22 protein-coding genes and 1 pseudogene (1 of these 23 only partly in view) are annotated in these 21,197 nt (G+C 66.5%); 11 read left to right on the top strand and 12 right to left on the bottom strand.

Translation table 11 applies throughout. From position 1 onward, the window contains the following. Positions 1-12: 12 nt before the first annotated feature. Together AC0QTQ_RS00865 and hrcA are read right to left on the bottom strand one after the other, a co-directional pair. Positions 13-561: a nucleotide exchange factor GrpE gene (locus AC0QTQ_RS00865; protein WP_480257865.1), complete on the bottom strand. Its 549-nt coding sequence runs from the start codon at positions 559-561 to the stop codon at positions 13-15. Between the two features lie 4 nt (positions 562-565). Continuing rightward, positions 566-1,627, bottom strand: a complete 1,062-nt coding sequence (hrcA, locus tag AC0QTQ_RS00860; protein ID WP_480257864.1) for a heat-inducible transcriptional repressor HrcA — start codon at positions 1,625-1,627, stop codon at positions 566-568. A 124-nt stretch (positions 1,628-1,751) separates the two neighbouring features. Here hrcA and rph point away from each other — a divergent pair, with 124 nt between their 5' ends. The 4 genes and pseudogenes from rph (at position 1,752) to hemW (ending at position 4,605) form a co-directional block, all read left to right on the top strand. Next, positions 1,752-2,465: a ribonuclease PH gene (gene rph, locus AC0QTQ_RS00855; protein ID WP_480257863.1), complete on the top strand. Its 714-nt coding sequence runs from the start codon at positions 1,752-1,754 to the stop codon at positions 2,463-2,465. Continuing rightward, positions 2,462-3,061, top strand: a pseudogene (gene rdgB / locus AC0QTQ_RS00850) (RdgB/HAM1 family non-canonical purine NTP pyrophosphatase); the annotation flags it as partial. The gene rph and the pseudogene rdgB, both read left to right, overlap by 4 nt. A gap of 9 nt (positions 3,062-3,070) precedes the next feature. Continuing rightward, on the top strand, positions 3,071-3,451 hold the full coding sequence (locus AC0QTQ_RS00845; protein ID WP_480259181.1) for a RidA family protein: 381 nt from the start codon (positions 3,071-3,073) through the stop codon (positions 3,449-3,451). Beyond that, a complete protein-coding gene (hemW, locus tag AC0QTQ_RS00840; RefSeq protein WP_480257862.1) occupies positions 3,448-4,605 on the top strand; it encodes a radical SAM family heme chaperone HemW in 1,158 nt (385 codons plus the stop codon). The genes AC0QTQ_RS00845 and hemW overlap by 4 nt, the downstream gene beginning before the upstream one ends. Before the next feature lie 3 nt (positions 4,606-4,608). Here the strand turns inward: hemW and AC0QTQ_RS00835 are convergent, their stop codons facing one another. From AC0QTQ_RS00835 to AC0QTQ_RS00805, 7 genes are all read right to left on the bottom strand, one after another. Then, positions 4,609-5,508 carry a ParB/RepB/Spo0J family partition protein gene (locus AC0QTQ_RS00835; protein WP_480257861.1) on the bottom strand — a complete coding sequence of 300 codons (900 nt, stop codon included), beginning with the start codon at positions 5,506-5,508 and terminating at the stop codon, positions 4,609-4,611. 3 nt (positions 5,509-5,511) lie between these two features. Continuing rightward, positions 5,512-6,327 (bottom strand): ParA family protein, encoded by an 816-nt coding sequence (locus AC0QTQ_RS00830; RefSeq protein ID WP_121530936.1) that lies wholly within the window; start codon positions 6,325-6,327, stop codon positions 5,512-5,514. Further along, a complete protein-coding gene (rsmG, locus tag AC0QTQ_RS00825) occupies positions 6,320-6,940 on the bottom strand; it encodes a 16S rRNA (guanine(527)-N(7))-methyltransferase RsmG (protein WP_480257860.1) in 621 nt (206 codons plus the stop codon). The genes AC0QTQ_RS00830 and rsmG overlap by 8 nt, the downstream gene beginning before the upstream one ends. Further along, complete coding sequence (gene mnmG / locus AC0QTQ_RS00820) at positions 6,937-8,799, bottom strand: tRNA uridine-5-carboxymethylaminomethyl(34) synthesis enzyme MnmG (protein ID WP_480257859.1); 1,863 nt, start codon at positions 8,797-8,799, stop codon at positions 6,937-6,939. Before mnmG ends, rsmG begins: the two co-directional genes overlap by 4 nt. 12 nt (positions 8,800-8,811) lie before the next feature. Next, complete coding sequence (mnmE, locus tag AC0QTQ_RS00815; protein WP_480257858.1) at positions 8,812-10,095, bottom strand: tRNA uridine-5-carboxymethylaminomethyl(34) synthesis GTPase MnmE; 1,284 nt, start codon at positions 10,093-10,095, stop codon at positions 8,812-8,814. Between the two features lie 13 nt (positions 10,096-10,108). After that, entirely contained in the window at positions 10,109-11,392 is a 1,284-nt protein-coding gene (rho, locus tag AC0QTQ_RS00810; protein WP_480257857.1) for a transcription termination factor Rho, read from the bottom strand. Positions 11,393-11,523: 131 nt separating this feature from the next. Continuing rightward, positions 11,524-11,988: a CopD family protein gene (locus AC0QTQ_RS00805; protein WP_480257856.1), complete on the bottom strand. Its 465-nt coding sequence runs from the start codon at positions 11,986-11,988 to the stop codon at positions 11,524-11,526. A gap of 396 nt (positions 11,989-12,384) precedes the next feature. On the opposite strand from AC0QTQ_RS00805, the gene AC0QTQ_RS00800 reads away from it, so the two are divergent. The 7 genes from AC0QTQ_RS00800 (at position 12,385) to nadC (ending at position 18,650) form a co-directional block, all read left to right on the top strand. Continuing rightward, entirely contained in the window at positions 12,385-12,984 is a 600-nt protein-coding gene (locus tag AC0QTQ_RS00800) for a Maf family protein (RefSeq protein WP_480257855.1), read from the top strand. Next, the gene (locus tag AC0QTQ_RS00795) at positions 12,981-13,820 is read left to right on the top strand and encodes a shikimate dehydrogenase (RefSeq protein ID WP_480257854.1); all 840 of its coding nucleotides are present in this window, start codon (positions 12,981-12,983) and stop codon (positions 13,818-13,820) included. Before AC0QTQ_RS00800 ends, AC0QTQ_RS00795 begins: the two co-directional genes overlap by 4 nt. After that, complete coding sequence (coaE, locus tag AC0QTQ_RS00790) at positions 13,817-14,413, top strand: dephospho-CoA kinase (RefSeq protein ID WP_480257853.1); 597 nt, start codon at positions 13,817-13,819, stop codon at positions 14,411-14,413. Before AC0QTQ_RS00795 ends, coaE begins: the two co-directional genes overlap by 4 nt. After that, positions 14,406-15,095, top strand: coding sequence for a DNA polymerase III subunit epsilon (gene dnaQ, locus AC0QTQ_RS00785; protein WP_121530952.1), 690 nt, complete (start codon positions 14,406-14,408; stop codon positions 15,093-15,095). The genes coaE and dnaQ overlap by 8 nt, the downstream gene beginning before the upstream one ends. Before the next feature lie 113 nt (positions 15,096-15,208). Beyond that, positions 15,209-16,261, top strand: a complete 1,053-nt coding sequence (gene nadA / locus AC0QTQ_RS00780; RefSeq protein WP_480257852.1) for a quinolinate synthase NadA — start codon at positions 15,209-15,211, stop codon at positions 16,259-16,261. Continuing rightward, the gene (locus tag AC0QTQ_RS00775; RefSeq protein ID WP_480257851.1) at positions 16,258-17,808 is read left to right on the top strand and encodes an L-aspartate oxidase; all 1,551 of its coding nucleotides are present in this window, start codon (positions 16,258-16,260) and stop codon (positions 17,806-17,808) included. The genes nadA and AC0QTQ_RS00775 overlap by 4 nt, the downstream gene beginning before the upstream one ends. Then, a complete protein-coding gene (nadC, locus tag AC0QTQ_RS00770; RefSeq protein ID WP_480257850.1) occupies positions 17,805-18,650 on the top strand; it encodes a carboxylating nicotinate-nucleotide diphosphorylase in 846 nt (281 codons plus the stop codon). The genes AC0QTQ_RS00775 and nadC overlap by 4 nt, the downstream gene beginning before the upstream one ends. Positions 18,651-18,653: 3 nt before the next feature. Here the strand turns inward: nadC and AC0QTQ_RS00765 are convergent, their stop codons facing one another. The 3 genes in view from AC0QTQ_RS00765 to AC0QTQ_RS00755 are tightly spaced (at most 47 nt apart) and all read right to left on the bottom strand, a layout consistent with a single transcriptional unit that may run on beyond the window. Continuing rightward, on the bottom strand, positions 18,654-19,139 hold the full coding sequence (locus AC0QTQ_RS00765) for an RNA pyrophosphohydrolase (protein WP_121530960.1): 486 nt from the start codon (positions 19,137-19,139) through the stop codon (positions 18,654-18,656). A gap of 47 nt (positions 19,140-19,186) precedes the next feature. Further along, positions 19,187-20,623, bottom strand: coding sequence for a S41 family peptidase (locus AC0QTQ_RS00760; protein ID WP_480257849.1), 1,437 nt, complete (start codon positions 20,621-20,623; stop codon positions 19,187-19,189). Between the two features lie 3 nt (positions 20,624-20,626). After that, on the bottom strand, positions 20,627-21,197 hold the 3' portion of the coding sequence (locus AC0QTQ_RS00755) for a murein hydrolase activator EnvC family protein (RefSeq protein WP_480257848.1). 569 nt of this gene lie beyond the right edge of the window; 571 of the gene's 1,140 nt are visible here — the last part of the coding sequence; its start codon lies beyond the right edge, outside the window; its stop codon occupies positions 20,627-20,629.

Here is a 21,197-nt window from a genome sequence, read left to right as displayed (position 1 = left end):
CCCCACCGGGACTCAGCTCTTCGGCATCGAGCTGACACCGACCTTGGCCGGACGCAGCAGCCGGTCATGCAGCAGGAAGCCTTCGGTCATCACCTGGATGATGTCGCCCGCGGTGGTGCCGGGCACCGGCGCCTCGAACATCGCCTCGTGCTGCTGCGGATCGAACTTGTCGCCGACCTGCGGCATGATCGCCTGGATGCCGTGACGCTTGAACACGTTCAGCAGCTCGCGCTGCGTCAGTTCCACCCCCTCGATCAGCGCCGGCGCCGCGGCCCGCACCTCGTCGCCCGCCGCATCGAGCGCACGCTTCAGCGCGTCGAACACCGGCAACATGTCGCGGGCCAGTTTCGAGCCGCCATAGTTCTCGGCCTCGCGACGGTCGCGATCGGCGCGCTTGCGGGCGTTCTCGGCATCGGCCAGCGCGCGCATGAAGCGGTCCTTGAACTCGTCGCGCTCGGCACGCAGGGCCTCGATCTCGTCGAAGCCTTCCGCCATCGCCGCGCCCAGCGGGTCGTTCAGCTGCTCCTGATCCTCGAGGATCTCGTCTTTCTTCTCGGTCATGGTCCTACCCCTTGCCGCGGCCGGACAGAACCCGCCCGACCAGCTGCGCCGTATAATCGACAATCGGCACGATCCGGCCGTAATTCAGCCGCGTGGGCCCGATCACGCCGACCGCACCGATGATCTTCCGATCCGCGTTCATATAGGGAGAGACGACCAGAGAGGAACCCGAAAGTGAGAAAAGCTTGTTCTCCGAGCCGATAAAAATGCGCACACCGTCGCCGTCCTCGGTCAGGTCGAGGAACTCGGCGATGTCGCGCTTGCGTTCGAGATCGTCGAACAGAGACCGAATCCGGTCGAGATCCTCCTCGCCGTCGAGCAGGTTCGAACGCCCGCGCACGATCAGCCGCTCGTAGGGCGCGCCCTGATCGGCCCATTGCGCGAGCCCGCTTTCGACCAGCTCCGCGGCGAGCGTATCAAGCTCCTGCCGGCGCGCGACGATCTCTTCGCGGATATCGGCGCGCAGCTCGCTCAGCGTGCGGCCCTCGGCCAGCGCATTGAGGAAATTCGCGGCCTCGCGCATCGACGAGGGGGTCTGCCCCGGCGGCGGGGTGAAGACGCGGTTCTCCACCTGCCCGTCGGCAAAGACCAGCACCACCAGCGCCCGATCGGGCCCGAGCGAGACGAATTCGATGTGGCGGATCGGCGCCTCGTGCTTGGGCGCCAGGACCAGGCTCGCGCCATGGGTGATGCCCGACAGCGCTGCGCCGACGCGGTCGAGAAGCGAGCCCACCCCGGGCTCGTTCGCGCCCAGCGTCGCATCCAGCGCCTGCCGGTCGGTCACGTGAACCTCGCCGACCTCCATGAAGCCGTCGACGAACATCCGCAGCCCGAGCTGCGTCGGCACCCGCCCGGCCGAGACATGCGGGCTGCCCAGGAGCCCCATGTATTCGAGATCCTGCATCACGTTGCGGATCGTCGCGGCGGAGAGCTTCTCGCTCATCTGCCGGGTCAGGGTGCGTGACCCCACCGGGTCGCCGGTTTCGAGATAGCCCTCGACCACCCGCCGGAAAACCTCGCGCGAGCGGTCGTTGAGTTCCGTCAGAAGTTGTGTCTGGTCGTGCATGGCGTGGCTCATCCCCGCATTAAAGCCGCCCTGCCGCGCCCGTCAATCAGGCGTCGCCCTGCTTCGGGGTTGCATCATGGCGCGGGCGGCCTCAAATGAGGCAAACTCTTCGAAAGGACTGATCATGCGCCCCTCCGGCAGAAATCTAAGTGAATGCCGCCCGATTTCAATCGAAACCGGGATCACGAAACATGCAGAGGGCTCGTGCCTGATCAAGGTCGGTGACACCCATGTGCTGTGCACCGCAACGATCGAGGACCGCGCGCCGTCCTTCCTGAAGGGCACCGGGCTGGGCTGGGTGACGGCGGAATACGGCATGCTGCCGCGCGCCACCAATTCGCGCACCCGGCGCGAGGCGGCGGCCGGCAAGCAGTCGGGCCGCACGCAGGAGATCCAGCGCCTGATCGGCCGCGCGCTGCGCGCCGGCGTCGACCGCTCGGCCCTTGGCGAGCGGCAGATCGTCGTCGACTGCGACGTGATCCAGGCCGATGGCGGCACCCGCTGCGCCTCGATCACCGGGGGCTGGGTCGCGCTGCGTCTTGCGGTGAACAAGCTGCTGAAATCGGGTCTGATCGCCTCGGACCCGCTGCTTGACCATGTCGCGGCGATTTCCTGCGGCATCTATGCCGGCCAGCCGGTGTGCGACCTCGACTATGCCGAGGACAGCGAGGCGGGCACCGACGGCAACTTCATCATGACCGGCGCCGGCAAGCTGATCGAGGTGCAGATGTCGGCCGAGGGCGCGACCTTCTCGCGCGACGAGATGACGAAGCTTCTCGACCTGGCCGAGGCGGGCGTGGCGCAGCTGGTCGCAGCGCAGAAGGCGGCGCTGGCATGAGGAAGTTCACCGGCGACAGGCTGCTGTTCGCCACCCACAACAAGGGCAAGCTGGAGGAGATGCGGGCGCTGCTCGCGCCCTTCGGCATCACCGTGCTGTCGAACGACGATTTCGGCCTGCCCGAGCCCGAGGAAACCGAGACGACCTTCGTCGGCAATGCCCGGATCAAGGCACATGCGGCGGCGAAGGCCACCGGCCTGCCGGCGCTGTCCGACGACAGCGGCATCGAGGTGGACGCGCTCGACGGTGCCCCCGGCGTCTATACCGCCGATTGGGCCGAAACCCCGACCGGGCGCGACTTCACGCTTGCGATGACCCGCACCTGGGACGCCTGCGAGAAGATCGCCGCGCCGATGCCGCGCACCGCGCGCTTCCGCTCGACCCTCGTGCTCGCCTGGCCAGATGGCCATGACGAGGTCTTCGAGGGCAAGGCCGAGGGCCAGCTTATCTGGCCGATGCGCGGTGCGCATGGCCATGGCTATGACCCGATGTTCCAGCCCGAGGGCCATGACATCACCTTCGCCGAGATGGACCCGGCGAAGAAGAACCAGATCAGCCACCGCGCGGATGCCTTCCGCAAGCTGGTGCAATGTTTCGAGGCGAAAATGGCACGACAGAACATCTCGGGCGGCTCGCCCTATGAACCGAAACTTGGCTATTCGCGCGCCGTGGTGCAGGGCGACTGGTGCTTCGTCGCCGGCACCACCGGCGCCGATCCGGTCAGCAAGACCTTCCCGGACAGCGTCCTGGAGCAGGCGCGCAACACGCTCGCCACGATCCGGGGCGTTCTGGAAGGCGCCGGCTTCTCGATGGCCGATGTGGTGCGGGCGAATTACGTCATCACCGATGCGGCCTATGTCGAGGAAATCATCCCCGCCCTGTCCGAGACCTTCGGCGAGATCCGCCCGGCCGCGATGATGATCGTCGCGGGGCTGGTAAACCCCGCGATGAAGATCGAGATCGAAGTGACGGCGTTCAAGGGATGAGCGACGATTGGCGGCACGGCGGGTTCGGCCTTTACCTGCACTGGCCCTTCTGTGCCGCCAAATGCCCCTATTGCGATTTCAACAGCCATGTGGCGGCGGAGATCGACCAGGCACGCTGGCAACGCGCCTATCTTGCCGAGATCGACCGTCTGGGCGCCGAAACGCAGGACCGGGTGCTGAACTCGGTCTTCTTCGGCGGCGGCACCCCCTCGCTGATGGACCCCGACCTTGTGGCGGCGATCCTCGAACGGGTGCGGCGCACATGGCGGCAGGCGAATGACATCGAGATCACCCTCGAGGCGAACCCCACCAGCATCGAATCCGGCCGGTTCAGAGCCTATTCCGAGGGCGGCGTGAACCGCGTCTCGATGGGGATGCAGGCGCTGAACGACGCCGATCTGACGCGGCTTGGCCGGATGCACAGCGCCGCCGAGGGACGCGCCGCCTTCGACATCGCCCGCAGCCATTTCGACCGCGTCAGCTTCGATCTGATCTATGCGCGCCAGGATCAGGACCTGTCCGCCTGGGAGGCCGAACTGCGCGAGGCGCTGGCGATGGCGGTGGATCACTTCTCGCTTTACCAGCTGACGATCGAGGAAGGCACCGCCTTTGGCCGCCGTGCCGCGGCCGGCAAGCTGACCGGCCTGCCCGACGAGGAACTGGCCGCCGACATGTATCTGCGCACGCAGGAAATCTGCGAGGCGGCGGGGCTTCCGGCCTATGAAGTGTCGAACCACGCTCGCGAGGGGGCCGAAAGCCGGCACAATCTGATCTATTGGCGCTATGGCGATTACGCCGGCATCGGCCCCGGCGCGCATGGCCGGCTGACCCTTGGCGGCACGCGGCAGGCGACGGTCACGCCCAAGGCCCCTGCCCTGTGGCTGCAATCCGTGGAGCAGCGCGGCTCGGGCGAACTCCCGCGCGAGGCGTTGCCGCTCGAGGATCAGGCGGTCGAATTCCTGCTCTTCGGGCTGCGGCTGAGCGAGGGGATCGATCCGGCGCGCTATCGCGCGCTCTCGGGCACCGACCTGCCCGCCGAAAAGCTCGCAGATCTGGGCGAGCTGGGTCTGGTGGAAACCTTGGATGGCCGGATCCGCGCCACCCGTGAAGGCCGCGCGGTGCTGAATGGCGTGATCCGGGAGTTGATGCCCTGAGCTTCAGCGCCCGGCGCTGAGGAGCGAGCAGATCCGGTCCAGCTCGTCGAGGTCGCGATAGGCGATGGTGACGAGACCACCCTCCGACCCCTTGTGGTCGATCGACACCTTCATACCAACGCTAGCGCTCAGATCGCCTTCCAGTGCCCGGGTATCGGCATCCTTCTCGGACGGGCGGCGCGGCTTCTGTGCCCCCTCGCCCGGCGGCGTCACCGACTTTTTCGCAAGCCGCTCGACATCGCGCACCGACAGCCCCTTCAAGACGGTATCGCGCGCCAGCTTGACCGGATCGGGCGCGGTGATCATCGCCCGCGCGTGCCCCGCGCTCAGCTGACCCGCGCGCAGCATCCCCTGCACCTCGTCGGGCAGGTTCAGCAGACGCAGCAGGTTCGCGATATGGCTGCGGCTTTTCGACAGCGCCTCGGCCACCTTTTCCTGGGTATGGCCGAAACGATCCATCAGCGCGCGATAGCTGAGCGCCTCTTCCAGAGGGTTCAGATCGGCGCGCTGGATGTTTTCGATGATCGCGACCTCGAGCACCTCGTTATCGGTGAACTCGCGCAGGATCACCGGCAGCTCATGCAGCTGCGCCAGCTGCGAGGCACGCCAGCGCCGCTCGCCGGCGACGATCTCGTATTGCCCTTCCTTGCGCGGATGGCGGCGCACGATCAGCGGCTGGATGACGCCCTTCTCGCGGATCGAGGCCGCCAGTTCATCCAGCGCCTCGGGCTCGAAATCGCGGCGCGGCTGGTCGGGATTGGGCTCGATATTCTCGATCGGGACGAACATTTCCGCCCGACGCGGTGCCGCCGCGGGTTCGGCCGTGGGCGCCAGATGGACATCCGCCATCAGCGCCGACAGACCACGCCCCAGACCACGCCGTTCGGGTTTCTTCTCCGCCATCCCTTATCCCCTGGTAGTCGCCGCGGCATGCCGGGCAAGAAGTTCACTCGCCAGCGCGCGATAGGCCGTCGCCCCACGCGAGCCGGAATCATAGCTGGTGACCGGCATCGCATAGGACGGCGCCTCGGACACCCGCACATTGCGCGGGATCATCGTGCGGAACACGAGCTCGCCCAGCGTGTTGCGCGCATCCGCCTCGACCAGCTGGGAGAGGTTGTTGCGCACGTCATACATGGTCAGAACCACGCCTTCGATGCGCAGGTCACGATTCGCGCTTTGGCGCACCTCGCGAATGGTCAGCATCAGCTGCGACAGGCCTTCGAGCGCGAAGAATTCCGCCTGCAGCGGCACCAGAACCGAATGCGCCGCGACCATCGCGTTCACCGTCAACTGGTTCAGCGACGGCGGGCAGTCGATCAGCACATAATCAAGCGCGAAGGCGTCGATGTCGGGCTGGCGCAGCGCGTCATGCAGCAGGAAGCTGCGCTTTTCGTTCGACACCAGCTCCATGTCGGCCGACGAGAGATCGGTGGTCGCCGGGCAGATCCACAACCCCTCGATGCCGGTTTCCTGCACGACCGAGGAGATCGGCGCGTCTTCGAGGATCAGCTCGTAGGTGCTCGACTTCCGATCCTCGGTCTCGAGGCCAAGCCCGGTCGAGGCATTGCCCTGCGGGTCGAGATCGACAAGCAGCACGCGCTGCCCGGCCTCGACCAGTGCAGCGGCAAGGTTGATCGCGGTGGTGGTCTTGCCCACCCCGCCCTTCTGATTGGCGACGGCGATGATTCTGGGCCCGGGCGGCCGAGTCGGATCAGACACGTTTCACTCCATCGATCTGCAGGATAACGGCTTCGGACTCGGTCTCGCTGGGATGCGGGTTGAGGTGAAAGGACCACCTTTCTTGCGCCGGCGCAAGCTCTTCGCGCCAGCGCGCCCCTTTCGGGAAAAGACAGGTTCCGCCGGGGGCAAGGTGGCGCTCGGCAAAGCCCAGAAGATCGCTCAGCGGCGCCAGCGCACGCGCGCTGAGGATATCGGCCTGAAGCGGCGCGAGTGCCTCAATCCGATCGCTTTTCACCGCAACGGAAAGGCCGAGTTCGCGCGCCGCGGTCATCAGGAAGGCCGACTTGCGCCGGTCACTTTCAACCAGCGTCACCACCAGATCGGGGCGCTTTTCGGCCGCGAGCACCGCGATCACCAGTCCGGGAAAGCCGCCGCCACTGCCCAGATCGGCCCAGGTCCGCGCCGTCTCCGGGCCAAGCGCGAAGATCTGCGCCGAATCGAGGAAATGCCGCGTCCAGACCTGCGAGAGCGTCTGCGGCGAGACCAGGTTGATCGCCGCATTCCACTTGCGCAGAAGCGCCTCGTAGGCGGTCAGCCGGTCGAGTGTTTCACGTGAAACATCGACGGCCGCGGAGAAGACCTCGACGCTCATGCCGAGGCCACCCGGCTGGCCTGCCGCAGGCAGGCAAGGATCAGCGCCAGCGCCGCCGGCGTCACCCCATCGACCCGGCTGGCCTGGGCGAGCGTCTGCGGCCTCGCCCGACCGAGCTTCAGTTTCAGCTCATTCGACAGGCCGGACAGCGCCGCATAATCGAAATCGGCTGGAATTTCCCAATGCTCGTCGCGCTTCATTGCGGCCACGTCGCGCTCCTGCCGCTCGATATAGCTGGCATAGAGCGCGTCCTTGGCCAGCTGATCGGCGATCTCGGTGGGAAGCTCCGTCATCTGCGGGAACACGGCCGACAATTCGGCCAGGCCGATGTCCGGGAAGGACAGAAGTTCGAAGGCCGAGCGCTTGCTGCCGTCCTGGTTCACCTTCAGCCCGGCGGAAATCGCCTGTTTCGGCGTCAGGATCAGCGAATCGAGCAGCGCACGGCCGACGTCCAGCGCCTCCATCTTCTGCGCGAAAGCCGCCTGCCGCTCCCCCCCCACGCAGCCAAGCGCGATCCCCATCGGGGTCAGCCGCTGGTCCGCATTATCGGCGCGCAGCGAGAGCCGGAATTCGGCGCGCGAGGTGAACATACGATAGGGCTCGGCCACACCGCGCGTCACCAGATCGTCGATCATCACGCCGATATAGCTGTTCGTGCGGCTGAAGATGGCCGCCCCCTGCCCTTGCGCCGCCCGCGCCGCGTTCAGACCGGCGACCAGCCCCTGCGCCGCCGCCTCTTCATAGCCCGTGGTGCCGTTGATCTGCCCGGCAAGATAAAGCCCCGGCTGCTCGCGCAGTTCCAGCGTCGGGGTCAGCGCGCGCGGGTCGACGAAATCATATTCGATCGCATAGCCCGGCTGCAGGATTTTCACATCCTCGAGACCGCGGATCGAGCGGACGTAAACCTCCTGCACATCGACGGGCAAAGAGGTGGAAATACCATTTGGATAGATCGTGTCGTCGTCCAGCCCCTCGGGCTCCAGGAACACCTGATGCGAGGTCTTGTCGGCAAAGCGCACGACCTTGTCCTCGATCGAGGGGCAATAGCGCGGTCCGACCCCCTCGATATGGCCGCCATACATCGCCGACCGGCCGAGGTTTTCGCGGATCAGCTCGTGCGTGCGCTCGTTCGTATGGGTGATGCCGCAGGAGATCTGCCGCACGAAGGGCGCCTTGTGCAGGAAGCTGAACATCGCCGGATCGTCATCGCCCGGCTGGCTGTCGAGAACCGACCAGTCGATGGTGCGCCCATCGAGTCGCGGCGGCGTTCCGGTCTTCAGCCGACCAAGCGGCAAGGCCAGATCGCGCAGCCGGTCGGCCAGCGCGATCGACGGCTTGTCGCCGATACGACCGCCCGGCTGGCGCTGATCGCCGATATGGATGACACCGTGCAGGAAGGTGCCGGTGGTCAGCACCACCGCCGCCGCGCCGATCTCGCTGCCGTCGGCCAGACGCACGCCGGCGACGCGGCCTTCGATCACGATCAGATCGGCGGCTTCGCCCTCGATCACCTCGAGGTTTTCCTGCGCCTCGGTCAGCCGCGCCATCGCCAGACGATAGAGCTTGCGGTCCGCCTGCGCGCGCGGACCCTGCACCGCCGGCCCCTTGCGCCGGTTCAGCAGGCGGAACTGGATGCCGGCAAAGTCGGCCGCCCGCCCCATCACGCCATCGAGCGCGTCGATCTCGCGCACCAGATGGCCCTTGCCCAGCCCGCCAATCGCCGGATTGCACGACATCACGCCGATCGCCTCGCGCCGCAGCGTGACCAGCGCCGTGCGCGCCCCCGCCCGGGCCGCCGCATGGGCTGCCTCGGTGCCGGCATGACCGCCGCCGACGACGATGACGTCAAGATGTTTCACGTGAAACACTCCTCACTTGCCGATGCAGAAGCTCGCGAAAATCTCGTCGAGAAGATGCTCCACATCCACCCGCCCGACCATGGATTCAAGCGCCCGGGCCGCCTGACGCACCCCTTCGGAGGCCAGCTCGACCCGATCGGACCCGCGCAATACCTCATTTCGCGCCGATTCCAAAGCCTGAAATGCGCGCTCCATTGCCATCCGGTGTCGCTCGCGGGTCATCACGCCGGCCCCTGCGGCCCGATCCTGCAACCGCGCGGTGACCTCGGCGACCAGCCGGTCAAGGCCCGCCCCGGTCTTGCCCGACACGGCGAGCCCCTCACCCGGGTGAAGATCGGCCTTGCCCTGCACCACCAGATCGCCCGGCTCGGGCAGCAGCAGCGGCACTTCCGCCCCGTCGAGCAGGAAGATCCGCAGATCGGCCTGCGCCGCCCGGGCAAGCGCCCGCTCGACGCCGATCGCCTCGACCACATCGCCGGTCTCGCGCAGCCCGGCGGTGTCCAGCAGGGTGACCGCCAGCCCGCCAAGGTCCATCCGCACCTCGATCACATCGCGCGTCGTGCCTGCGATTTCCGAGGTGATCGCCGCCTCGCGCCCGGCCAGCGCATTCAGCAAGGTCGACTTGCCTGCATTCGGCCGACCGACGATTGCCACCTCGAAGCCCTCGCGCACCCGCTCCGCTGCGCCGACCCGCGCGATCTGATCGCGCAGCGCGGCGATGACACCGTCGATCAATGTGGTCACCTCTGGGCTGACGTCGACCGGCACCTCCTCGTCGGCGAAATCGATGGTTGCCTCGAGCAGCGCCGCCGCCCGGATCAGCCGCGCGCGCCAGTCCTCGACCACCTGACCGACAGAGCCCGACAGAACTGCCAGCGCCTGCTTGCGCTGCGCCTCGGTCTCCGCCTCGATCAGGTCCGACAGGCCTTCGACCTGGGCCAGGTCGAGCCGGCCGTTTTCCAGCGCGCGGCGGGTAAACTCGCCGGGCTCGGCCAGCCGCAGCCCTTCGATGCCCCCAAGCGCCCGCAGCACCGCGGCGACCGTCGCCACCGCGCCATGCACATGAAGCTCAGCCACCTCTTCGCCGGTGAAACTCGCGCCGGCGGCAAAGCACAGCACCACCGCCTCGTCGAGCTCGTCCCCCGCCAGCCGCAGCCGGCGCAGCGCGGCCTGGCGTGGCACGGGCAAGGACCCGGCCAGCATCTCGGCCGCCGCCCAGGCCCGCGGGCCGGAAATGCGGACGACCGCGACGCCCGCCTTTCCGCGAGCCGTCGCCAGGGCGAAGATGGTGTCCATCGGTCGAAAGACCTCAGCCGTTCATCGAATCGAAGAACTCGGCGTTCGACTTCGTCTGCTTCAGCTTGGAGATCAGGAACTCGATCGCATCGGTAGTGCCCATCGGGTTCAGGATGCGGCGCAGCAGATAGGTCTTCTGCAAATCCTTCTGGTCGACCAGCAGGTCTTCCTTGCGGGTGCCCGATTTGAGGATGTCCATCGCCGGGAAGACGCGCTTGTCCGCCACCTTGCGGTCGAGCACGATTTCCGAGTTGCCGGTGCCCTTGAACTCTTCGAAGATCACCTCGTCCATGCGCGAGCCGGTGTCGATCAGCGCAGTCGCGATGATCGTCAGCGAGCCGCCCTCCTCGATGTTGCGCGCGGCACCGAAGAAGCGCTTCGGCCGCTGCAGCGCGTTCGCGTCGACACCGCCGGTCAGCACCTTGCCCGAGCTCGGCACCACGGTGTTGTAGGCGCGACCGAGACGGGTGATCGAGTCGAGCAAGATCACCACGTCGCGCTTGTGCTCGACCAGGCGCTTCGCCTTCTCGATCACCATTTCGGCGACCGCGACGTGCCGCGTCGCCGGTTCGTCGAAGGTCGAGGAGATCACCTCGCCCTTCACCGAGCGCTGCATGTCGGTCACTTCTTCCGGACGTTCGTCGATCAGAAGCACGATCAGGTAGCATTCCGGATGATTGGTCGCGATCGAATGCGCGATGTTCTGCAGCAGAACCGTCTTACCGGTGCGCGGCGGCGCCACGATCAGGCCGCGCTGCCCCTTCCCGATCGGCGCCACGAGGTCGATGATCCGGGCCGAACGATCCTTGATCGTCGGATCCTCGATTTCCATCTTCAGCCGTTCGTCCGGGTAAAGCGGCGTGAGGTTGTCGAAGGCGACCTTGTGGCGGGCCTTGTCCGGGTCCTCGAAGTTGATCCGTTCGACCGAGGTCAGGGCGAAATAGCGCTCGTTTTCGCCGGGTGCGCGGATGATCCCCTCGACCGTGTCGCCGGTGCGCAGGCTGTATTGCCGGATCATGTCGGGGGAGACGTAGATGTCGTCAGGGCCGGGCAGATAGTTCGCCTCGGGCGAGCGCAGGAAGCCGAACCCGTCCTGCAGCACCTCGAGCACACCGTCCCCGCCGATCTCGACGCCTTCCTCGGCATGCTCTTTCAGGATCGAGAACATCATCTCGCCCTTGCGCATGGTCGAGGCGTTCTCGATCTCCCAGTCCTCGGCCATCGCCAGCAGGTCCTTCGGGCTCTTGGCCTTCAGATCCGCAAGATTGAGCCGTTCGGTTTCGGTGTTCATCGGCATTCCATCCGCAAAGGGCGCCGGCCGGCGTCCCGGCAGCGCGTGTCCATCGTCGTCTTCAGAAGAACCTGTCGGCCGGACGGCCGGGGCTGATTTCGCAGATAAGCCCTGAGGGGCCGCGAGTCAACGAATGCTCAGAACTTCACGATCACCGCGAGCACGATGACGATCATCAGAAGCGTCGGAACTTCGTTCATCATCCGCCATTGCCGGCCGGTCATCCGGTTCTCGCCAGCGATGAAGCGTTTGCGCGCGACCTCGAGGAAGAAATGATAGCCGGTCATCGCGATCACCGCGGCGCACTTCGCCCAGGGCCAGGCGGCAGACCAGTCGATCACCGCCGGGGTGACGACCAGCAGCAGCCCGAAGAACCAGCTCGAGAGCATCGCGGGCGCCATGATCGCCTTCATCAACAGACGTTCCTGATGCCGGAACAGCAGCTCCATGTCCGAACCGCGGGTCACGCCCTGCTTTTTGAGGCCCTCGACATGATAGACGTAAAGCCGTGGCAGGTAGAACAGCCCCGCCATCCAGGCGAGCACCGACATGACATGCAGGCTTTTGACCCAGGGGTAGGCGGTCAGCAGAAAGTCGGTCATCGGTCCCTCCGTTCGCATCACTTCATAAAGATAAAAAGAAATAAAAGAAAAGATGATGATGATGTTTGCCCTGTGGATAATGGGGATTACGCAGTTTCAGCACAGTTTTCCCCAGGGTGGACAAGAGTCCCCATCTGTTTGTCCCGGACTCGGGATGTCGCGGAATTATCTTTCAGCTTCAATGAGATTCACGAAATCATCGGGCGGGACGAATCTGTGGAAAAGCCGGACGACTCACTGGCGATTCATGAGTCGCTCACATTTGCCCCCAGAGCGGAGTCACAGGTGCAGAGTCCGCTTTCGTTCCAGGCCGAAACGCGCCAGAACAGGGGAGGAAATTCCATACCCCGGCGGCTCCACAGCTTTGCCCCGGCAGTTCTCCCGGATGTTGTCCACATGACTTTCGCCCTCACCCTCGCCTCTTCCTCCGAAATCCGGGCGCGTCTGCTGCGCGCCGCCGGCATCGAGGTCGAGATCCTGCCCGGCCGCATCGACGAAGAGGCAATCCGTGCCTCGCTCGAGGCCGAAGGGGCGACGCCGCGCGACGTCGCCGATGCGCTGGCCGAGATGAAGGCCGCGAAAATCTCGGCGCGGCGGCCGGGGCACCTGGTCCTCGGTGCCGATCAGGTGCTGGAGCTGAAGGGCCGGATCTTTGCCAAGCCCGCGACGCCCGAAGAGGCGATCGAGCATCTGCGCGCGTTGTCGGGTCAGACGCACCGGCTGCTGTCGGCGCTGGTGGCGCTGCGCGACGGGGCGCCGCTGTGGCGCCATGTGTCCGAGGTGCGGCTGCGGATGCACCCGCTCTCCGACGCCTTCATCGAGGACTATGTCGCGCGCAATTGGGACAGCATTCGCCACGCCGTCGGCTGCTACAAGCTCGAGGAAGAGGGCGTGCGGCTTTTCTCTGCCGTCGAAGGCGATTACTTTGCCGTTCTGGGGCTCCCGCTGATCGAGTTCCTGAACTGGCTGCATGTGCGCGGAGATCTGACGACATGAACGACCATCCCCGGATTCCGCTGGCCGGCGTCATCGGCTCGCCGATTGCACATTCGCGTTCGCCGGCGCTGCATGGCTATTGGCTGAAGCAATACGGCATCCGCGGCCATTACATCCCGATGGATGTGGCGGCCGAAGACCTGGAGACGGTGCTGCGCGCGCTGCCGAAGGCCGGTTTCGTCGGCTGCAACGTCACCATTCCGCACAAGGAGGCGGTGCTGGCGCTGGCTGATGTGGTGTCGGACCGTGCCGCGCTGATCGGGGCGGCGAACACGCTGATCTTCCGCCCGGACGGCCGTATCCATGCCGACAACACCGACGGCTACGGCTTCATCGCCAACCTGCGCGAGGGCGCGCCGGGCTGGGCACCGGCCGAGGGACCGGCGGCGGTGATCGGCGCCGGTGGCGCCGCGCGCGCCATCGTCGCCTCGCTGCTCGAGGTCGGCGTGCCCGAGATCCGCATCGCGAACCGCACCCGGGCGCGGGCGGATGTGCTGCGCACCGAATTCGGCGCCCGCGTCGTCGTCTATGACTGGGTGCAGGCCGGCAACATGATGGAGGACGCCCGCACCGTGGTGAACACCTCCTCCCTCGGCATGGAGGGCAAGGCCGAATTCCGCGTGCCCCTTGATGCGCTCGACAGCCGCGCCGTGGTGACCGACTGCGTCTATACCCCGCTGCGCACGAAACTTCTGGAAGAGGCGGCGGCCATGGGCTGCACCACGGTCGATGGTCTGGGCATGCTTCTGCATCAGGCCGTTCCGGGCTTCGAGCGCTGGTTCGGCCACCGCCCCGAGGTCACGCCCGAGCTGCGCGAGGCGGTGCTTTCGGCATGAACAGACCCTTTCTCCTCGGCCTGACAGGCTCGATCGGCATGGGCAAGTCGACCACGGCGAAGATGTTCGCCGAGGAAGGCGTGCCGGTCTGGGATGCCGATGCGACGGTGCATGCGCTTTACGCCCCGGGTGGCGCCGCCGTGCCGGCGATTGCCGAGGCCTTTCCCGGCGTCGTGGTCGAAGGTGCCGTCGACCGCGCGCGCCTGCGCGAGGTCCTGCACGGCGACAAACAGGCTCTGTCCCGGCTGGAATCGATCGTTCACCCGCTGACGACGGCCGCGCGGATGGAGTTCATCAAGGCCCATTCCGAGGCCGATCTGATCCTTCTGGACATCCCGCTGCTGTTCGAGACCGGCGCCGACAAGATCTGTGACGCCGTGCTTGTCGTCTCGGTCCCGGCCGAGCATCAGCGTGCCCGGGTCCTGGCCCGCGGCACGATGACCGAGGCGCAGCTCGACCTGATCCTCGACCGCCAGCTTCCCGATGCGCACAAGCGCGCCCGCGCCCATCATGTGATCGAGACCCACACGATCGAGGGCACCCGCGCAGCCGTGCGCCAGTTGATTGCCGAGATCAGGGCCCGCCATGCGTGAGATCGTCCTCGACACCGAAACCACCGGCTTCGAACCGAACGAAGGTCACCGCATCGTCGAGATCGGTGCGGTCGAGCTGTTCAACCACGTGCCGACCGGCCGCACCTATCACCAGTACATCAACCCCGAACGCGACATGCCGACCGAGGCCTTCGAGGTCCACGGGCTGGGCGAGGAGTTCCTGCGCGACAAGCCGGTCTTTGCCGCCATCGCCCAGGACTTCCTCGATTTCATCGGCGAGGATGCCAAGCTCGTCATCCACAATGCCGCCTTCGACATGAAATTCCTGAACGCGGAACTGGGCTGGGCGAAGAAGCCGCTGATCGCGAATGACCGCGCGCTCGACACGCTGATGATGGCGCGCCGCCGCTTTCCGGGCTCACCCGCCTCGCTCGATGCGCTGTGCCGGCGGTTCAACATCGACAACTCCTCGCGCACGCTGCACGGGGCGCTGCTTGACTCGGAGATTCTGGCTGACGTCTATCTCGAACTGATCGGCGGCCGGCAGCCGGTCTTCGGTCTGACGGTGGATACCTCGCGCGCGAAGAATGCGAGCGCCGAGGATGACTGGCGCCCGCGTCCGCGCCCGACGCCCCTGCCCTCGCGCATCACTCCGGAGGAGGCCGAGGCCCATGCTGCCTTCGTGGCCAAGCTGGGCGAGAAAGCGATCTGGAACCGTTGAATCGGACCATCCGATAAAAGTTTCATAAATTCGTCTTTTCCAGCAATTTTGCTGTTTCACCCGGCGGTCCGAGCCCTTACATGCTGGCTCGTTCTCATGTGTCGGGAGGAAACATGCTGGACCTTGCCGTGATCCGTGCCACCCTGGCCGAGGCCTATGACCTTGCGCCGTCGCTGACACTGGCCGAGGAGATGCGCGACATCCATGCCCGGATGGACCGCGTCGTCCCCCTGCCCGACTTCGCCCGTCACGCCCCCTATATCCGTGCGATCAACCGGCTGAAGCGCGAGAAGAACGCGGTGATCCTGGCGCACAACTACATGACGCCGGAGATCTATCACGGCGTTGCCGATGTCGTGGGCGACAGCCTGCAACTGGCGATCGAGGCGACGAAGGTCGAGGCGCAGGTGATCGTGCAATGCGGCGTGCATTTCATGGCCGAGACCTCGAAGATCCTGAACCCGGCGAAGACGGTGCTGATTCCCGATGTCGAGGCCGGCTGCTCGCTTGCCGAATCGATCACGCCCGAGGGAATCGCCCAGATGCGGGCCCGATATCCCGGCGCTCCGGTCGTGAGTTATGTCAACACGACGGCCGCTGTGAAGGCGGCGTCTGACATTTGCTGCACATCTGCCAACGCAGCGCAAATTGTCGCGGCGATGCCGGAAGACACGGTAATTATGACGCCAGATCAATATCTTGCGCAGAACGTGGCGAAGCAGGTTCCGTCAAAACGCGTGGTCTGGTGGGCCGGGTCCTGCATCGTGCACGAGCAATACACCGCGCGCGACCTGCGCGAGTTCCGTGCGTTGCACCCCGAGACGCGAATCATCGCCCATCCGGAATGCCCGCCCGATGTCGTGGCCGAATCGGATTTCTCGGGGTCCACTTCGGGAATCATCGACTATGTCACCCGCGAACATCCGAGCCACGCGATGCTGGTCACCGAATGCTCGATGGCGTCGAACATCGCCGACGCGCTGCCGGATGTGGATTTCGTCGGGCCCTGCAACATGTGCCCCTACATGAAGAAGATCACACTCGAGAAAATACTGTGGTCGCTGCATACCGGGACCGAGGAGGTCACCGTCGATCCCGTCATCGCCGCGAAGGCGCGCGTGGCGGTCGAGCGGATGATCGATCTCTCGCGGAAGATCGCGAAGTGATCGAAACCCCGCGCATCGTGATCGTCGGGGCTGGGCTCGGCGCGCTTTATGCGGCTCTGAAGCTCTCCCCGCGTCCGGTTCTGGTGATCTCGCCCGAGGTTCTGGGCGAAGGCGCCTCTTCCGCCTGGGCGCAGGGTGGCGTTGCGGCGGCGATGGCGGCCAGCGACAGCACCGCCGCCCATGCCCGCGACACCGAGACCGCGGGGGCCGGCATCGTCGATCCGACCATCGCCCGGCTGGTGACGGGCGAGGCGCCGAGCCGCATCCTCGACCTCACGGCGCTTGGCACGCCCTTCGACCGCAGCCCCGAGGGCGGCTATGTGATGTCGCGCGAGGCGGCGCATTCGACCGCCCGCGTGGTGCGGGTGAAGGGCGATCAGGCCGGGCACGAGATCATGCAGACGCTGATTGCCGCCGTGCGTGGCACGGCCTCGATCCAGGTCGCCGAGGGGGTGCTTGCGACCTCGCTCGAGGTGACCGATGGCGCGGTGACCGGGGTCTGGGTGAAGAAGGCGCATACGCCCTCGGGCAAGCTGTTGCTCCGCGCGCCGGCGGTGCTGCTGGCCGGCGGCGGCTCGGGCGGGCTTTTCGCCGTCACCACCAACCCGCCGCGGATCCGGGGACAGGTGATCGGCATGGCGGCGCGCGCCGGCGCCCGCATCGCCGATCCGGAATTCGTGCAGTTTCACCCGACCGCGATTGCGAGTGGCGAGGACCCTGCGCCCCTCGCGACCGAGGCATTGCGCGGCGAAGGCGCGGTTCTGGTGAATTCGCGGGGTGAGCGCTTCATGCTGCCCGTTCACAAGGATGCCGAACTTGCGCCGCGCGACATCGTCGCCCGCGCCGTCTATCTGGAGCGTCAGGCCGGTCGTGCGCCCGCGCTCGACACCCGCGCCTGTCTGGGCGCCGAGATCCTGACCCGCTTCCCGGCCGTGGCGCAGGCCTGCAAAAGGGCCGGAATAGACCCTGTTTCGCAGCCGATCCCGGTTGCCGCCGCCGCGCATTACCACATGGGTGGCATCGACGTGACCGAGGATGGCCGCGCGTCGCTCGGCCATCTGTGGGTCTGCGGCGAGGCCTCCTCGACCGGGCTGCATGGCGCGAACCGGCTTGCCTCGAACGGGCTGCTCGAGGCACTGGTCTTTGCCCGGATCTGTGCCGAGGGCATTGCTTCGGCCGTGCCGATGGCATCGGCGCCCGAGGTCGATCTGGAGATCCCCGAGGGAAATGAAGTGACCGATGAGGCCGCGGTCACCCGGCTGCGCGCGGCGATGACCGATGGCGTCGGCGTGGTGCGCACCGCTGCCGGGCTGAAAGCCGCGCTGCGCACCATCGCCGAGATCGAGGCCGCGACCACCGGCGACTCGCTGCGCAACATGACCGCGACGGCAACGCTGATCGCGGCGGCGGCGCTGGCGCGCGAGGAAAGCCGCGGTGGCCACTTCCGCGCCGATTTTCCACAGGCAGACCCAACCCGGGCCCGCCGCACCCGCATCACGCTTGACGAGGCGTGCGCGATCCGCGCCCGCGCGACGGAGGACCGATGACCGCCCCCCTGCCCGATTTCCTGCTTGAACCGCTGGTGCGCGCGGCGCTGACCGAAGACCTGTCGCCGATGGGCGATGTCACCACCCGTGCCGTGGTGCCGGCCGGCACCCGCTATGCCGCCCGGCTGAATGCGCGCGAGGCGGGCGTGGTCTCTGGGATGCAGATCGCGGCTCTCGCCTTCCGCCTGGTGGACCCGGCGCTGAGCGTCGAAACGTGTGTCACCGACGGCAGCCCGATCGCGCCCGGCGATACGCTGATGCGGATCGAGGGCGATGCCGCCTCGATCCTGATGGGCGAGCGCGTCGCGCTGAATTTCGCCGGCCGGCTGAGCGGCATCGCCACGCTGACCGCGGCCTTCGTCGCCGAGACCCGGGGCACGAAAACCCGCATCACCTGCACCCGCAAGACGACTCCGGGCTTGCGGGTGGTGGAAAAGATGGCGGTCGCGCATGGCGGCGGCTCGAACCACCGCTTCGGCCTGTCGGACGCGATTCTCATCAAGGACAATCACGTCGCCGCGGCGGGTGGCATCCGTGCCGTGCTCGAGGCGGCGAAGGCGGCGCGCAGCCACATGATGCGCGTCGAGCTCGAGGTCGACCGTCTCGATCAGCTGGAAGAGGCGCTGGAGGTCGGCGGCGCCGACGTGATCTTGCTCGACAACATGGACACCCCGACGCTGCGCCGCGCCGTGACCCTTGCCGGCGGTCGCGTGGTTCTGGAAGCCTCTGGAAACATGCAGCTTTCCCGCATTGCCGAGGTGGCGTCGACGGGCGTCGACTATATCTCGTCGGGTGCGCTTACCCATTCGGCGCGCACGCTCGACCTAGGTCTCGATTTCTGAAGATCAGGCGAAATAGTCGCGGAATTCGGCGAAGACCGCCTCGTAGACCGCGCGCTTGAAGGGCACGATGCCCTCGAGCACCTCGGTATGGGGCTTCCAGGCCCAGACCGAGAATTCGGGATGCTCGGTCGCGATGTTCACATCGCTGTCGTGGCCGAGGAAGCGCAGCAGGAACCACTTCTGCTTCTGCCCGCGGTAGCGGCCCTTCCAGATATTGCCGACCAGATCCGCGGGCAGGTCATAGGTGATCCAGTCGCGCGTCTTGGCGATCTTCTCGACCAGATCGGGGCGCACGCCGGTTTCTTCCCACAGCTCGCGCAGCGCCGCTTCCTTCGGCTTCTCGCCCTCGTCGATGCCGCCTTGCGGCATCTGCCAGGCGGGCACCGGGCTGTCGATGCGCTGGCCGGTGAAGACCAGGCCCTGCGGGTTCATCAGCACCACGCCGACGTTGCGGCGATACGGGAGGGCGGAGATTTCTTCGGGGGTCATGGTCTTCTTCCTGGCGAAAGAGGGGGGCCGGTCGGCCCCCCGTTGTCTCAGTTCGCGGGTTTCGGCGCGGGTTTCACCGGCGCCTTCTCCGGTGCCTTTTCCGGCGCGGCATCGGCCGGGGCCGCGGGCGTCGCCGGATCGGCGTCAGTGTCCTGCGCCATCACCTTCATGCCCTTGATGATGTCGATCGCATAGGCAAGCTGGAAGTCCTGCAGGCGCAGCTTCGCGGCCTCCTCGGCCTTGGCGCGCTCTTCCTCGGCCTGCTTCTTCTCGTCCTCGGTCATCGAGTCGTTGCTCAGAATCCCTTGCAGATCGGCTTCGGACCGGGTCTTGGCTGCGGGCTTGTCCTCGCTCGTCTGGTCCTCGGTGGTCGGGGCGGCATCGGGTTGCGGCACGACGATATCGGGCTGGATGCCGAGCGCCTGGATCGAGCGGCCCGAGGGCGTGTAATAGCGCGCCGTGGTCAGTCGCATCGCCCCTTCGCTGCGGATCGGCATCACCGTCTGCACCGAACCCTTGCCGAAGCTCTTGGTGCCGACGACGATTGCGCGGTGGTGGTCCTGCAGCGCACCGGTGACGATTTCCGAGGCCGAGGCCGAGCCGCCGTTGATCAGCACGACGATCGGCTTGCCCTGCGCCAGGTCGCCCGGTGTCGCGTTCCAGCGCTCGCTGTCCTCGGGCTTGCGGCCGCGAGTCGAGACGATCTCGCCCTTGTCGAGGAAGGCGTCGGAGACCGAGATCGCCTGGGTCAGCAACCCGCCCGGGTTGTTGCGCAGGTCGATCACGATGCCGTCGACCTTGTCCAAGCCACCGGCCTCGTCGATCGCCTTTTTCAGACTTTCCTGAAGGTTCGGGAAAGTCTGATCGTTGAAGGTGGTGATCCGGAGCACGACGGTCTTGCCCTCGAGCCGGCCCTTCACCGCGGTGAGCTTGATCGTGTCGCGGGTCATCGTCACGTCGAAGGGGTCCTGCTGGCCCTGGCGCGCCACGGTGATGGTGATCTCGCTGCCGACCGGGCCGCGCATCTTGTCGACCGCCTGGTCGAGGGTCAGGCCCATCAGGCTCTCGCCGTCGACATGGGTGATGTAATCGCCCGACTGGATGCCCGCTTCGGCGGCCGGCGTGCCGTCCATCGGCGAGACGACCTTCACGAAGCCGTCTTCCTGCGTCACCTCGATGCCGAGTCCGCCGAAGGAACCGCGCGTCTGCACCTTCATGTCGGCGTAATCGTCGGGCGGCAGATAGCTCGAATGCGGGTCGAGCGAGCTGAGCATGCCGTTGATCGCGGCCTCGATCAGCTTCTTGTCGTCGACGGGTTCGACGTAATCCGCGCGGATCCGCTCGAAGATGTCGCCGAACAGATCGAGCTGTTCATAGACCGAGGCGGGCTTGCTGGCCTCCTGCGCCAGCAGCGGGGCGACCTGCGTCGAGATCAGCACCCCGGCAACCGTGCCGCCGAGTGCGGCCATGACGAACTTCTTCATACTCTACCCCTGGTCTTTCGTCTGGGTGAACCACGCGGCGGGGTCCACGGGCGCCTTGCCCTTCCTCAATTCCAAATACAGCGTCTCGGTGCGGCCCGCACTGCCGCCCTTCTGCGCCGCCTGCACGAAATCGGCACCGAATTCCTGCGCGCCGGGTTCCGTGCCGCCCATGAGCCCCACCGGGGCCCCGGCGGCCAGCACGTCGCCGGTTTCACCATAGACGGTGCCCAGCCCGGCCAGAACCAGAAGATAGCCCTTCGCCGGTTCGAGAATCATCACATTTCCGTAGTCGAGCAGCGGCCCGCGATAGCGGATCGTCGCCGGCCAGGGCGCAGTGACCAGCGAGGCGGGCGCCGTCGCCACCACCAGACCGGGCCGGCGGATGCCGGCGGCGTCGGCCTCGTTGAACTGGCGCAGCACCGAGCCGATCACCGGCATCGGCAGGCTGCCCTTGGCCGAGGCGAAATCCTCCATCGGTGCGCCGATGTCGTTGTCGAGGTCGGCAACGCCGGTGGCAAAGCCCTCGAGCGTGTCGGCGCTTTCGACCAGCTGGCGCAGCTCCTCGGGTTCCTCG

The sequence above is a fragment of the Paenirhodobacter sp. YD-8 genome (assembly GCF_056590935.1).
The sequence above is the reverse complement of the archived record's forward strand: the minus strand, read 5'-3'. Positions and strand labels throughout refer to the sequence as shown.